We start from the raw sequence: 14,208 nt of genomic DNA on the forward strand, positions 1-14,208 counted from the left end.
CAGTGCCCTCTGGTTTTTACCTTTTTCAGTGGCTTCCTCATCGTCAGGCTTTTAAAAGATGTAGAGATTACGCACATTACAAGCTGTACCAAAAGTGAAAAACAACCTTTTGGCACAGCCTCGTTTTTTTTTACCTAAAGCTGATTTAATGCTTCGTCAATCGGTGTCGGTCCATTCAAAATTTCAAATGTTTTATGGAATGTATTTTCTCTTCCAACTACCTCCGCTAACACGTGTGCCACATCAGCTCGAGTAATCGTATTATCTCTAACTTGAATTTCTTCTTCAAGCTTAATTTTTCCTATTGCTTCATCATTTGTTAAACTGCCCGGTCGTACAATCGTATAATTAAGAGAGGATTGTTTTAAATAATCATCTGCTAATTTCTTTGCGACTAAATAATGTCTGATTCGCTCACTTTTATCAGGGTCAACCGTTCCCATCGAGCTTAGCATAACAAAGCGCTTTACCCCTTGTTTTGTGGCAGCATCTATTGATTTCATTGCTCCCCATAAATCAACAAGTATCGTTTTATCTCCGCCTGTTTTCCCACCTGAGCCTGCTGCAAAAATTACGGCGTCCACATTGTTAAAGGCGTGTGTAATATCCTGTTCTAAATCAGCAACAACCGTTCTTGCTGCACCTAGCGCTAAAAGGGCATCAGCTTGCTGTTCATCTCGAATCATTGCAATTGGCTGTTGTCCCCGTTTTGCTAGCTCTGCTATGGTTTGTCTTGCCACTTGTCCATTTGCTCCTACTACAAGTACGTTCATTACATACCACTCCTTTTATTAATTAGTGTATTCGTATTATCACTTACATGCAAAACAAACGCACAATCAGATGAAAGATTATCTATCAAACTATTAGGTGTTTTTCAGAAACTGCTCTGTCAAACTTTTTATTTCCTTGATAAAATTAAGTATGAGTAAAGAAACGGAGGTATTACTTTGTCTTCGATTTTTAAAAATACGATCCAAACCGAAGAACAGCTTAGAGAAATCGTTGGGTATAAAAGTCCTTTCCTCTCACAAAAAGTAACGGGGTATTTAGATGATGAAATAAAGGAGTTTATTTCTCTTTCCCCGTTTATTATTATTGCTTCTAGTAATATGAATGGACACTTTGATGCTTCTCCAAGAGGGGATGCACCAGGCTTTGTTCACATTATTGATGACAAACATTTCATTATTCCAGAACGAACTGGTAACAAAAGAATTGATTCAATGGTTAATTTACTGTCAAATCCGGGAATTGGATTAATCTTTTTTATTCCTGGTGTTGAAGAAACATTAAGAATTAATGGAAAAGCAACTATTACAAGTGACAGAGAGCTACTCGAACCACTCATTATAAAGAATAAAACACCTTTAGTTGGAATCGGTGTTAAGGTGGAGGAATGCTTTATCCACTGTAACAAAGCGTTTAAACGCGCTGCTTTATGGAATTCTACATTATATTCAGACAACAAATTCCAACGTTTTACCTCCGCGTTAAAATATAAGAGCTATAAGAAATAAGCCGTGTACGATTCCACTATTGGTTTAAAAGAAAAAGCAGGATCCGTATAAGAACGAATGCCTGCTTATTAATCTTAATTAGATTGCTACTCTTCCTTCTCGTAAACTGGAACCCAGCCCTCCTGTGTAATAAAAATACGTATTGCTACAACTTTACGATCTTCCATTAACGTAAAATAATGACGATAATATTCTGGAACAGAAATTAAATCACCCGGTCCAAGTTCAACATCAAAAAAGCGTCCATCTTTCCCTTCAATCGCAAAAACCCCATGACCACTTACAATAAAACGAACTTCATCATCTGTATGGTGATGCTCTTGAACAAATTTTGTTAATAGTTCTTCAAGATTCGGTGTGTTAGGGGATAATGAAATAACATCTGCTGTTTGATAACCACGACGCTCTGAAATATCTTTAATTTCATCTGCATACACAGCTAAAATCTCTTCTTTATTCTCATCTGTTAAATTGTAATTCTCAACTAAATGACTTGGAAGCTTATCCGTTCCCCATTTCTCATAAATAACTCCCTGATCATTTAAATACGAAATAACGTCTTTTCCTGTTAATCGTTCATTATTATCATGAAAACGCAACTCTGCCATGCTTTCATTCCCCCTTTATCGTTTTAACATCAATTGTCTTACATGAAAAGAACAAAGAAATTCAAATGCCTCAAGATGTTTTTTCGCCTCAAATCCATTACGACCCCAGACAGTAATCCCATGGTTGCGAATGAGCACACCCTTTGTGCCTTCAGTAATCGCATTACCAACTGCTTGCGCAAGCGTTGGAATATCTGCGTAATTCGGAACAATCGGTAAGGTCATCTCTCCATCTTCTTTCCAAATATTAAAGGCTTTAATAAGTTCTTGTCCACGGAAGGTAATTGCTCCTTTCTCTCCATATAAATCGGAGATAAGATTATTGTCAAGTGTATGAACATGGAGACTACAACCAGCCTCTGTTTTTTTATAAATTTCTGTATGTAGTAACGTCTCAGCAGATGGTTTTAACGTCGTTTCTTCTGCTGGTTTTCCATTTTCATCAACAAGAAGAAAGTCCTCCTCTGTTCGCTTCCGCTTATCTTTCCCACTAGCTGTCACTAAAAATGTGAGGGGGGAATCACTCACTTTAATTGATAAGTTTCCGCTCGTTCCTGGGAACCAGTCACGTGCCGCGAGCTCATCCTTAATATCGGCTAGCTCATTCCACCGTTCCTCTCTCACCCTTTGACACCTCTATTCTTTAAATCAGTGATAACATCGTGAAAACTAGTAAATGGCGTATACGCTATTGAAAGCTCTTCACATTTTTCAATAAGGAAATCTCTTGCATAAACAATATCAGCTTGCTTGGCTGCTTGTAAATCAGTAATAGAATCTCCTATAACAATTCGCTCATATTCTTCAGCTGGAAAGCGTCTCATAATACTTGGCTTACAACAGCCGCATCCATTGTGACATTGTTCATCACAGGAGTTAGGCCAGGTAATTGTTATCGTTTCCCCGCTGAAGTCACTGCCATTGCAATAAATATGATTATTCAAAATAGCAAATGGTTCTAACAAAGGGTATATAAAGAAGTCAATTCCTCCGCTTACTACATAGAATTCAATGTTTCGTTCACCTGTGAACAGTAATATCTCTCTGAAGCCATCACGAATTTCTGCCGTTTCTAACAAGAAGCTAATTAAATCTTGCTTGAGCTCTGTTGATAATAGAGAGAATAGATGACTAACCCCTTCTTGAATCGTCACCTTTTGACCAAGAATATCATCTTTTATCGCCTCCCACTCAGGAGGCGCAAACCGTTTCATTAATACAATAATGTTATCATTATTCGTTATCGTACCATCAAAGTCACAAAAAATGACAGGTTGCTTCATACTCATCCTTTTACATACCCCCATGTATCAAGGGCTACTTGTAACGCTTGACTATCCTTTGCAACCTCATCTAGCTTTTGACCAGCTACAACCCCTTCAATTGCATCACGAAATGCTTGACCTCCCTTAGCTGCGCCATCGGGGTGTCCATGAATCCCGCCGCCGGCATTTATGACTGAATCAAGACCAAAATCTCGAAATAAAAGTTCAGTCATACCAGGATGAATACCCGCAGATGGAACCGGAAAGGCGGGCTTAAACTGTTCATCATCTTTTCGTAATTCATTCGTAATTGCCAATGTTTCATTTTTATTCATGGCTACGCCTCCATACGGAGATGGGAATAAAACTAGATCAGCTCCTGCCATACGCAGTAATTTCCCCAATAATAGTTGATTTGAAAACCCATGAATTGGAGACGATGTGAATGCCCCCGCAACAGCTGGGTGCGCCAAAATCGGTACATCAATATCCTTATCCTCACGTAATGCTTGCAAGACATCAAGCCCATAAGCAAAAACATTAAACAATAATGCTGGGGCCCCAAGTTCAATCGCTTGCTTAGCTTGTTCCTTTAACTCATATGTTTTTCCGGTAATATTTACTGCATATAACGGCTGATGACCTGTTTCCATCGCAGCTTCAGCAATTGCCGCAAGACCGACAGGAACACGCTGCTCAAGTGGGGTTAACTTATTTTCAAATAGAATTTCATCATCTTTTACTAAATCAACCCCTCCTAGTGCTTGAACAAGCATCTGCTCATGCAATGAGTCCAATGAACGGCCAATTGCCGCCTTAAAGATACTCATTAATAATGGTCGATCGTAAACCCCAGTTATTTCCCTGACCCCTTTGATGCCATGACGCGGACCTGGAAATTGCTTCTTTAACTCAGACGAGAACTCCAAATCGATTAATTTAATATCGCCATCCAATGAGAGCTTTCCAAATGTTGTCGTTATTATCGCCGGTAAATCTGCACTATAATTTTCACTTGGATATGAAATTGTAATAAGTCCGCTTTTTCCACTAGGATGATTGCGAAGAAACGCCTCATTTGCTGGAACCTCTTTTATTGAAACAACAGAGCCTTTATGTGCCTTTAATTGCTCTTTCTCTAATTTAGGTAAATTTGTCCAAGACCCTACCGTTAATCCAATCGCTATTCCTTCAGCTTTTTTTTCGAGTTGGCCTTTTGGATCATGGATTAAATAGGTTGCCATCACCTGACTCATAGCTTTTCCTCCCTTTTTAAAGAAAATCGAGCCTGCTTTTCTATCTTCAGCTCGCTAGGTTTTGTGTTGATTTATCATAGTCAAACCAACGTTGTAAACACTTTAATCAGTATTATAAAGGAAGACCCCCCACAATCAAAACTGCTCGAATAAATGTTGTAAAATAGTCAGGGGAGCTCGTTTGTATATGCTCTAGGTTTAAATAATGGTTGACGTTCATAGTTAATTCAGCTATAGTTTTGTTCGAGTATTCATACAAAACATTCTCTTATTACGAGTAGGCTGAGGGATTTGGCCCGATGACGCCCAGCAACCGACCCGTCACAAGTGGATCTTTTATCCGCACAATAAAGGCACGGTGCTACTTCCAACAGACGAAAGTCTGGCAGATAAGAGTGGCGAAGCTGATCCACTCCACCTCTTTCCTGCCGTGAAAGAGGTTTTTTACTATAAGGGGGGTTATGTTAGATGCAAGCAAGAGAGTATGAAGAATTAACCTTAGAAAAAGCCGCCGCATATTTAATAGAGCTTGGGCTGTTCAGCTCTAAATCTATATTAGAAACAAAGGAAATCGGAGACGGAAACTTAAATTATGTCTTTCATGTTAAAGATCGTGAGAGTGGACAATCTTATGTTATTAAGCAGGCACTTCCATATGCAAAGGTCGTTGGCGAAAGCTGGCCTCTAACATTAGACCGTGCGCGAATTGAAGCTGAGGCACTAAAGCAAGCAGGCGAATTTGTTCCTCACCTTGTCCCAAAAGTGTTCCACAATGACCAGGAAATGGCGATTACCGTCATGGAGGATTTATCCGATTTTATGATTTTACGAAAAGCATTAATTGATGGAAATACGTACCCAAACCTAGCAAAAGACATCGGTACATTTCTCGCACACACGCTATTTAAAACATCAACCTTTGGTTATAACCAACAGGCGGCAAAGCAGCTTGCAGTACTATATTCAAACCCCGAGTTATGTAAAATTACAGAAGATCTAGTTTTTACCGATCCTTATTTTGACCATGATACGAATAATTTTTCTGAAGCATTACAACCGACTGCTGAAGTTCTTTGGTCCGATAATGAACTAAAACGTGAGGTGGCAAAGCTTAAGCACGCTTTCCTAACGAAATCAGAAGCACTGATTCATGGCGACCTTCATACAGGAAGTATTTTTATAACAAAAGAAAAGACGAAAGTCATTGACCCTGAGTTTGCCTTTTACGGTCCATTCGGTTTTGATGTAGGAGCGTTTATTGCAAATATTCTTCTTAACTTTGTTGCTCAAGCAGGTCATATTGAGGACGAAAACGAACTTACTACGTTTAGAAGCTATCTTTTATCAGTGATTGAAGAGACATGGACTGTCTTCGAAAGCGAGTTTAAAATTCTTTGGGAGAACGAGTCTGTTGAAGTTTTCCACAAAGTCCCTAATTATGTCGATGATGTTCTCGCAACCATTTGGGAGGATGCTCTCGGTTTTGCTGGTTGTAAAATGATTCGGCGAATTATCGGACTAGCCCATGTTGCTGATATTGATAGTATCGTATCAGATTCGGCGAGACTGTCTGCTCAACAAACCGCAATAAAAATGGGTCGAGCTCTTATTGTAAAACGAACAAAATTAAAAACGCTGAATGACTTATTGAACATCGTCAAGGAGGTTTAACTATGAATATATTGCCAATTGAATGGAAAGGTGACCATGTTGTTATTCTTGACCAACAACAGTTACCACACTCAACTTCATATGAAAAACTGAAAACCATTGAGCAAGTATGGGATAGCATTACGTACTTAAAGGTTCGTGGTGCACCTGCAATCGGTATTGTTGCTGCTTTCGGTCTTGTCCTTTGGGCGCAGTCTAAGCAGTCGAATACGCTTGAATTATTTTTAGATGAGTTTCATAAACAGGGTGACTTTTTGGCAAGCAGTCGTCCAACCGCGGTTAATTTATTTTGGGCGCTTGATCGAATGGTTCGCAAGGTCGATACGGCGTTAACTGTTGAGGAGGCTAAAGAATTGGCGCTTCAAGAAGCGCTAGCCATTCAAGCTGAAGACGAGGAAACTTGCCGAAAAATTGGTGAGTATGGTTACGATCTCTTTGACGATGGTGACACTTTATTAACGATTTGTAATGCTGGAGGAATTGCAACCGCACGTTACGGGACGGCACTTGCACCTTTTTATATCGCCAATGAACGAGGAACGACATTGCATGCATATGCTTGTGAAACACGTCCTGTGCTCCAAGGGGCACGCTTAACAGCCTGGGAATTGCAGCAAATAGGTGTAGATGTAACATTAATTACAGATAATATGGCAGCTCATGTCCTGAAAACGAAAGACATTGCAGCAGTCATTGTTGGTGCTGACCGGATTGCAGCAAATGGAGATGCAGCAAATAAAATCGGTACCTACGGCCTCGCTTTACTTGCGAAAGCTCATGACGTTCCATTTTATGTCGCTGCACCGTTTTCCACGATTGATTTAGAAACGACATCAGGTGAGGACATTCCAATCGAGGAACGTCCAGCTGAAGAAGTTACCCACTTATCCGGAAACGCCGTCGCTCCGATTGGAACAAAAGTATTTAATCCAGCATTTGATGTTACACCATATGAACTAATCACTGGTATCATCACGGAACGTGGTGTAATTTCTGGTAACTATGTAGAACAACTAAAAACATTTGCAAATAAAACCACACCCGTGACAATCAAATAAATAAGATATGACTACTTAAAAACCGAAGTGACTGGCTAAAGCCAGTCGCTTCGGTTTTTGACTTCCTTCTCAAAGGATTCCCTTATTTCTTTTTCAATTAAGCCTGTCCCGATAAGGATGATGCACATTTCCATATCTTCCTCCGCTTCTGAAAAATTAATTTGTTTAGAGGCATATTGAAAGGAATACAAAGAATCCGAATGTAGGATTCGAACAAAACCTTTTGCCCGAAGCAATGTTTCTCCTTGACGTTTTAACCAATGTTCAAACTTTTTTTTATCAATTGGGTCGGTAACAGAAAGCTTCAACGCTTGAAATGGATGATGGTGAGAATGGTGGTGATGAGTCTCTTCATTTGTAAATGTTACCATTCGGCGTTCTAACAAATAATGAGGATCAACTTCTCCATACTTACACTCAAGCATAGGTGCCTGCTCTCGCTTGAGCGAAGATATTTTTAATTTAACTTTTTCTAACTTTTGATGATTAACTAAATCTATTTTATTTAGCAATAATAATGAACTAAACGTAATTTGCTGTTTTAACATCCTTCTAATTTCTTTAGAGCTTGAAAATAAGCTTTGATATTCTAAAAAGTGACTTACATCAATTAAGCTAATGACTGACATGAGATCAACCTTCTCAATTAATACCGGATGAGTAAGTGCTTCAATAACTTCAACGGGATTGGCAATGCCTGTTCCTTCAATAATTAAAACATCAATTGCTTGATTCGTTTTTAAAAATTGCTGCAACTCCATTCTCATATCATCCTGTATCGTACAACAAATACAGCCATTTAAAAGCTCTAACATCGTTTCATCTGAGAAATAATGCTTTTCAACATTTTCCTCACCAAGCTCATTGAAAACGAGAACTACTTTTTTTCCTTCTCGCTTCAAGGTCGTAAGTAACCGTTTCAGCACTGTTGTCTTGCCACTTCCAAGAAAGCCTGTTAAAAGATATGTCGGAATTGGTTTTACCATATTCTCGCTCCTTTCTCTATCAAGATAGCATATTCGCTTCACTCTCTCAATTAAGAAAGATTTCGATTTGGTTTTTTCTATATTTTTATACTTTTTGCTGTAAAGAAGAAGCAGGGGAAAACCGCCCCTGCTTTCAAAACATGACGCAAGGAAAGTCACCTTGCGTTTCAAGAAGAAGCAGGGGAAAACCGCCCCTGCTTCTTCTTTTATATATTCGCTTTTTTTAGTAGTTTGTCTTTGCGCTTTTTCATAGATTTTGTGATGTAGCCACCTTTGAAGTTTCGCGGTTCAAAGGAGACGATAAATGCACTCGGTTCATATGCGCTGACAATGTCGATAAATTCTTGTTCCCGGTCTCTTCTAGCTGTACAATCAAGGCGGTAGCGGGTAGAGTTCATTCCTTGAACCTCTGCAGTAGAAACACTAAAGCCAACGTCACGCAGGCGTTTAGTAAGTTGTTCATTTTTTTCCATAATATTTACTTCAAGTGTAACGTAACCAATTGCTAATTTTTGTTCAATAATTGTTCCTATATATAAACCTACACCAAAACCTACAGCGTAGGCAGCCATATTCAAATAATTTGATAAGTCACTAAACACGAGCCCAAGCGCACCAACGTAAATAACGCCTTCGAGTATCCCCATTGCCCCTGCTTTTTCCTTCATCCCTTTTACCATCATGATTGTCCTTAGCGTCAACACCGGCACATAGAGCAGCTGAGCAACAAAAATAATTAGTGCTTGAAGCATCTCAAACCACCTTCCTTAAAAATATGCAACTACCGTAGTGTAACAGGAATTATCAGACCTTGCTAGTATTTTTCGCACATATTTCATTCCTATGACGAAATGATGAAATCGTCCCACTTTACCTTGGCTTATGTTAAAATAGAGAGACTGTGTTTAGTTTTGACTAACTAGTTAGGAGAATGATAGGAATGAAACTTTCTGTAACTTCTTTTGCTAAAGACTTTCTTGGATTTGTTCTTCTGATTATGTTTTTAGGGCTCTTTTTTACGATTGATTTCTTTAAGAGTGACGAGAGATTTATTACAATTCCGGAATCATGGCTAAGTGTGAATACAATCTTCCTTAGCATTGTACTAGAGGCAATTCCCTTTATTCTATTAGGGGTCTTTGTTTCTGCCCTTATTCAAATTTTTGTAAAAGAGGATTTACTCCACCGCTATTTACCAGCAAATGCTTATATGGCATTAGTACCCGCAGCGATACTAGGTGCTATCTTTCCAATATGCGAATGTGCGATTGTGCCCATTGTACGTAGACTAATAAAAAAAGGAATGCCACTACATGTTGGAGTAGTCTTTCTTGTAGCAGCACCTATATTAAACCCTGTTGTTGCTGCATCAACATACTTTGCTTTTCGAACGGACTTAACAATTCTCTATACTAGAATGGGACTGGCTTTTGTTCTAGCAATTGTAATCGGCGGCATTTTATATGTCATATTTAAAAATTCTGATCAGCTAAAATGGACGAAAGATGAAATGGTCGGTAAACAGATTATTATTGATGAGAATGGTCCTAAAAAAATGAATCGACTTAAACAAACGCTATATCATGCGTCAGATGAGTTCTTCTTAATGGGGAAATATTTAATAATAGGGGCTTTTATCGCTTCTTTATTTCAAGCCTTTCTTGATCGAAGTGTATTGCTTGCCATTGGAAGTAATGAGTGGTCATCTACTGCGGTGATGATGGCCTTTGCCTATTTACTATCCCTTTGTTCTGAAGCGGACGCTTTTGTTGCCGCCTCATTTGGAAGTACATTCTCGACAGGCTCACTCATCGCCTTTCTAGTTTATGGACCAATGCTCGATTTAAAAAATACGATTATGCTTCTTGCCTTTTTCAAGACGAAATTCGTGCTTACTTTTATCGCTGTTGTAACTGGTGTGGTCTTTGTCTCAGTTATGATTGTACAATGGACAATCTTATCATAATAAGGACGGAAGGAGACGAATATGAATAAACAAACGGATCTTGGTTTTCATGCCTATATTCGCGGGATTATATTAATTGGCTTTGCATTATTAATGCTTGCTTTTATCATAACTGGAAACATCCGCTACTATATTGCACCTTCTATGATGCCTTTTATTTATTTTGCAACCGGGGTATTTCTATTCCTCGGGGTTATCCAGATTTTACGTAGTACATCAAAAGGACAAGAGGAAGAACAGCTTTGTGATTGCGGGACCGACCATAATATGGAAGGGAATTCAGTAAAAAAACTATTCATTTATTCGATTTTCGTTGCACCCATTATTTTTGGCTTTGTCCTACCAGATAAAGTACTAGATAGTCAGGTTGCTGCTAATCGGGGAATTCAATACGGTTCAGGAATTTTAAAGAAACCAACCGCTGTTACAGATTCGACAAATGAGATTTCTAGAGCTGAAGCTTATTTAAATGATCCAGATAAATATCTTGAGAATTTAGAGGCATCCTCTACCCCCGAAGAACATTTCACAGTTGAAGACTTTTATACAGAGGAAGGCTTTAATACGTATTATAAAGAACTAGCAAATGAACTACTTGAAGATGAGGTTATTATTGTAAATGAAGAGAATTATTTAGACATCATGACCGTTTTAGATATTCACCTCGACCAATTTGTTGGGAAACAAATCGATATTCAAGGTTTTGTCTATCGGGAACCTGAATTTGCTGACAATCAATTAGTTGTTGCACGCTTTGGCATGACCTGCTGTGTTGCAGATGCCTCAGTCTATGGAACGATGGTCGAAGCTGACGATGCGAAGCAATTTGAAAATGATACATGGGTTCGTGTAAAGGGAATACTTGATAAATCAGAATATAACGATTTTCATATTCCAACCGTTAAGCTTCGAGAAATTGAAATCGTGGATGAACCAGATAACCCTTACGTTTTCCCTACCTTTAATTACTAATATTTTAGGATGTTGAAAAAGGTCGATTTTCCCCTTTTGCAACATCCTTTTCTTTTATCAACAATTATGGACGTCCATTTTTAATTTGGCCATTTTCAATCGTAAAGGAGCAGAGCCTAGACGATAATCATTTCCGTTATTGTTATCCCACTGACCGTTTCCATTATTAAAGGCTGCCGCCAACTCCGAATCAGAACCAAGCTCAATCGTGATGGTGGCGTAGTCGGGATAGCGACTAGAGCGTTCCATTACTACACCAGGTACAGAAGTCCATTCACCACTTCCTATCGCATAATGGATATGAGGTGTCTCCCATGATGTTTGATAATAAATCGTTGTTACTGAGTTAGGTTCTCCTTCAGTAATTTGACCGTCTCTAAATGTATACGTTCCACCTGAAAAGTGATAATTGTTTCCGTTATTATTATCCCATTGTCCATTACCATCATTAAAGGCTGCAACCAAGCCCTCTGCATCTTCTAAATCAATCGTTATTTCATAATAGCCCTCATAGCTTGAAGAGGGGCTTAACGGCTTACCTGGCACTTCCGTCCATTCACCACCCTCAGGTTGATAGTGAATATAAGGTGTTGAAAATCCTTGATAATAGATTGTAACAAGATTTTCACTAGTTCCTTCGGCTCTAGTTGTTACTGAAATAGGCTCACTTTTTTCAGAGGTACCTACGTCATTAAAAGCAGTTACAGTATACGAATACGTTGTTTCTGGTGTTAAATAACCATCTGTAAATCGAGTTGATGTCGTTTCAGCAATTTTTTCACCATTTCTAAACACTTCATATCCATTTACTTGTTGTGTAGGGGTTCCCCAAGTTAGTGTCGTTTCAGTATCCGTCGTATTTGTGGATTGTAAATTGTTTGGAGCACTTGGTTTAACCGGCTCTTTAGGCTCAGAATCACCTTCTCTCTCAATCAAGATTACACCGGTGGCATGGGCGTCAAATGTTACTGTCCCTTCTTCAACAACTGAGGAATTCCCCGTATAAAAGTCTTGAACGGTCTGACCATTAGCAAAAACTGACGATACATCTATATTTGTCGTACCAGATGCTCCAACGACGACAACAACCTTATCTTCTCTCCCATTTGCTTCAAATGTACGACTAAATGTATACGGTTCAGATTGAATTTGACTATGTTCACCGGCACCGATTGCTAGATGATTATTTCTAAATTGCCCTAGCTTTTTCCAGTGATTAAGTACTTGTTCATTAGGAGAGTCCCAATTCATTGGTGAACGCGTTCCTTGATGCGAATCAGAACCTGTCGGACCAAATGGACGTGCTGTTTCATCCCCATAAAACGTTTGAACACCACCAGGTAACATTAGTAAATACGTTCCACCGTCTATAAGTCTATCGCGATTATAGAGCGCAGTATCGTGCTGCGAAAGGTAGCTCAACACATTGAATTCAGGATCTGAATTAATATCACTAGCATAAGAAGAATAGACCTCTTCCATTCTATCCAAATCGTATGCAGACCCATTTCCGTGTTCACCTTGGAATGTAAAATTAATGACGGAATCGAATCCATGCTCGAAATACTCACTTTTGCCAACACCATGACCCCATACTTCACCAACCATCCAAAAATCGTCTGACCAATTTGCACCTGGTTTATTTGGATTACGCTCTCTCCATGTCCATAATGCCTCATTAACCGAATGTTTTAATTGCTCCCAACGTGAAAGTTCAACATGCTTTGCCGTATCAATTCGGAAGCCATCAATTCCGAATTCCTCAACCCAAGCTGATAACCATTCAATAATATAATCAGCAGGTGCAAGACCAAGATCCTGTCTTAACCCTTCGGCTGCTGGAACAATCCACTCATCATAGCCACTCTGTTCTTGCTTCCATTTTTCCTCAAGTAATGGTGGTAGGCCGACACTATTTGTAAGATCTGTTCTGAAATCAGGCAAACCGGCTAAGCACATTTCTTTTTCACTATTACCACATTGCTCATAACCAGCAATATCTGCACGTACCCAATCTCCCCACCAATTCGACCATGCCGATGAATCGTCGTAATTAATATAATCATGATGTTCATGCCACGTTTCTCCATTGCTAGGTGTCCAGTTTGCATCAAGTCCCGGATTTCCAAAGTTGTAATTTTCCATATCCATTAATGTATTATAGCCGGGGTGATTCATAACGATATCGAGTACGACACGAATGTTATTCTCATGAGCTGTATCAACAAATTCTCTCATTTCTTCAACCGTCCCCATATTTTGATCGACAGTCGTATAGTCAAGAGCATAATATCCATGGTAAGCATAGTGAGCAAAATCACCTGCTTCACCACCACCTACCCAACCGTGAATTTGTTCGTAAGGTGCCGTAATCCATATCGCATTAATCCCTAAATCAGTAAAATATCCCTCATGCAATTTATTTGTTAGTCCTTTTAAATCGCCACCATGAAATGTCCCAATATTATGACCGTGAGCATCTTCTTGTACTCGACCATATGATTGATTATTGGAAGGGTCTCCATCTTCAAAGCGGTCTGTCATCACAAAATAAACATTCGCATTATCCCACGAAAAGTCAGAAGTGGCCGCTTGGGCTTGTGCTTCATCACCAACTGGTGGTAGGGATAAGTGCTAACAGAAAAATTAATCCGACAGAAATGAGTTTACTAATTTTAAAATACATAAAAACCTCCTTAAGAAATGCTTTGATTCACTCAAAGTTTTCTGTTTATAGGAAAACGATTGCACTAATTAATTTCACGTTATAACCAAATATAACACCTCTCTTTTTATTATTAGTGAAATCGATTGCACAATTGTTTTCGTTAAAAACGATAGCACACTGTTTCTTACTGAACAATGAATACTTTAACTTTTTAGAAAATTAAAACTAAAGATCTGTG

At 38.9% G+C, this 14,208-nt stretch carries 13 protein-coding genes and 1 riboswitch; of the genes, 5 read left to right on the forward strand and 8 right to left on the reverse strand.

Annotated features, from left to right (window positions below; genetic code table 11):
* Positions 1-134: 134 nt before the first annotated feature.
* A complete protein-coding gene (locus B1R93_RS02265; RefSeq protein ID WP_088102364.1) occupies positions 135-773 on the reverse strand; it encodes an SDR family oxidoreductase in 639 nt (212 codons plus the stop codon).
* Between the two features lie 177 nt (positions 774-950).
* On the opposite strand from B1R93_RS02265, the gene B1R93_RS02270 reads away from it, so the two are divergent.
* On the forward strand, positions 951-1,520 hold the full coding sequence (locus B1R93_RS02270; protein WP_245308170.1) for an MSMEG_1061 family FMN-dependent PPOX-type flavoprotein: 570 nt from the start codon (positions 951-953) through the stop codon (positions 1,518-1,520).
* Between the two features lie 86 nt (positions 1,521-1,606).
* On the opposite strand, the gene B1R93_RS02275 is transcribed toward B1R93_RS02270, so the two are convergent.
* The 4 genes from B1R93_RS02275 to B1R93_RS02290 are packed head-to-tail and all read right to left on the reverse strand — an operon-like array spanning position 1,607 to position 4,649.
* Entirely contained in the window at positions 1,607-2,128 is a 522-nt protein-coding gene (locus B1R93_RS02275) for a 1,2-dihydroxy-3-keto-5-methylthiopentene dioxygenase (RefSeq protein ID WP_088102365.1), read from the reverse strand.
* Positions 2,129-2,143: 15 nt separating this feature from the next.
* Positions 2,144-2,752 (reverse strand): methylthioribulose 1-phosphate dehydratase, encoded by a 609-nt coding sequence (locus tag B1R93_RS02280; RefSeq protein ID WP_088102366.1) that lies wholly within the window; start codon positions 2,750-2,752, stop codon positions 2,144-2,146.
* Positions 2,749-3,411: a 2-hydroxy-3-keto-5-methylthiopentenyl-1-phosphate phosphatase gene (locus B1R93_RS02285; protein ID WP_088103372.1), complete on the reverse strand. Its 663-nt coding sequence runs from the start codon at positions 3,409-3,411 to the stop codon at positions 2,749-2,751. Before B1R93_RS02285 ends, B1R93_RS02280 begins: the two co-directional genes overlap by 4 nt.
* A gap of 2 nt (positions 3,412-3,413) precedes the next feature.
* The gene (locus B1R93_RS02290; RefSeq protein WP_088102367.1) at positions 3,414-4,649 is read right to left on the reverse strand and encodes a 2,3-diketo-5-methylthiopentyl-1-phosphate enolase; all 1,236 of its coding nucleotides are present in this window, start codon (positions 4,647-4,649) and stop codon (positions 3,414-3,416) included.
* A gap of 265 nt (positions 4,650-4,914) precedes the next feature.
* Positions 4,915-5,045: riboswitch (SAM riboswitch) on the forward strand.
* A gap of 72 nt (positions 5,046-5,117) precedes the next feature.
* Here B1R93_RS02290 and mtnK point away from each other — a divergent pair.
* A complete protein-coding gene (gene mtnK / locus B1R93_RS02295) occupies positions 5,118-6,320 on the forward strand; it encodes an S-methyl-5-thioribose kinase (protein ID WP_088102368.1) in 1,203 nt (400 codons plus the stop codon).
* Between the two features lie 2 nt (positions 6,321-6,322).
* On the forward strand, positions 6,323-7,378 hold the full coding sequence (mtnA, locus tag B1R93_RS02300; protein WP_088102369.1) for an S-methyl-5-thioribose-1-phosphate isomerase: 1,056 nt from the start codon (positions 6,323-6,325) through the stop codon (positions 7,376-7,378).
* Positions 7,379-7,413: 35 nt separating this feature from the next.
* On the opposite strand, the gene B1R93_RS02305 is transcribed toward mtnA, so the two are convergent.
* A complete protein-coding gene (locus B1R93_RS02305; RefSeq protein ID WP_088102370.1) occupies positions 7,414-8,364 on the reverse strand; it encodes a CobW family GTP-binding protein in 951 nt (316 codons plus the stop codon).
* 206 nt (positions 8,365-8,570) lie between these two features.
* Positions 8,571-9,116: a DUF2179 domain-containing protein gene (locus tag B1R93_RS02310; protein ID WP_088102371.1), complete on the reverse strand. Its 546-nt coding sequence runs from the start codon at positions 9,114-9,116 to the stop codon at positions 8,571-8,573.
* Between the two features lie 188 nt (positions 9,117-9,304).
* On the opposite strand from B1R93_RS02310, the gene B1R93_RS02315 reads away from it, so the two are divergent.
* Together B1R93_RS02315 and B1R93_RS02320 are read left to right on the forward strand one after the other, a co-directional pair.
* Positions 9,305-10,330 carry a permease gene (locus tag B1R93_RS02315; protein WP_088102372.1) on the forward strand — a complete coding sequence of 342 codons (1,026 nt, stop codon included), beginning with the start codon at positions 9,305-9,307 and terminating at the stop codon, positions 10,328-10,330.
* Between the two features lie 21 nt (positions 10,331-10,351).
* Positions 10,352-11,302, forward strand: coding sequence for a TIGR03943 family putative permease subunit (locus B1R93_RS02320; RefSeq protein WP_088102373.1), 951 nt, complete (start codon positions 10,352-10,354; stop codon positions 11,300-11,302).
* A gap of 57 nt (positions 11,303-11,359) precedes the next feature.
* Here the strand turns inward: B1R93_RS02320 and B1R93_RS02330 are convergent, their stop codons facing one another.
* Positions 11,360-13,846 carry a carbohydrate binding domain-containing protein gene (locus B1R93_RS02330; RefSeq protein ID WP_207634108.1) on the reverse strand — a complete coding sequence of 829 codons (2,487 nt, stop codon included), beginning with the start codon at positions 13,844-13,846 and terminating at the stop codon, positions 11,360-11,362.
* Positions 13,847-14,208 lie beyond the last annotated feature (362 nt).

It is taken from the genome of Halalkalibacter urbisdiaboli, from assembly GCF_002156385.1.
In the GTDB taxonomy this organism is placed as follows: Bacteria; Bacillota; Bacilli; order Bacillales; family Bacillaceae_D; genus Halalkalibacter_A; species Halalkalibacter_A urbisdiaboli.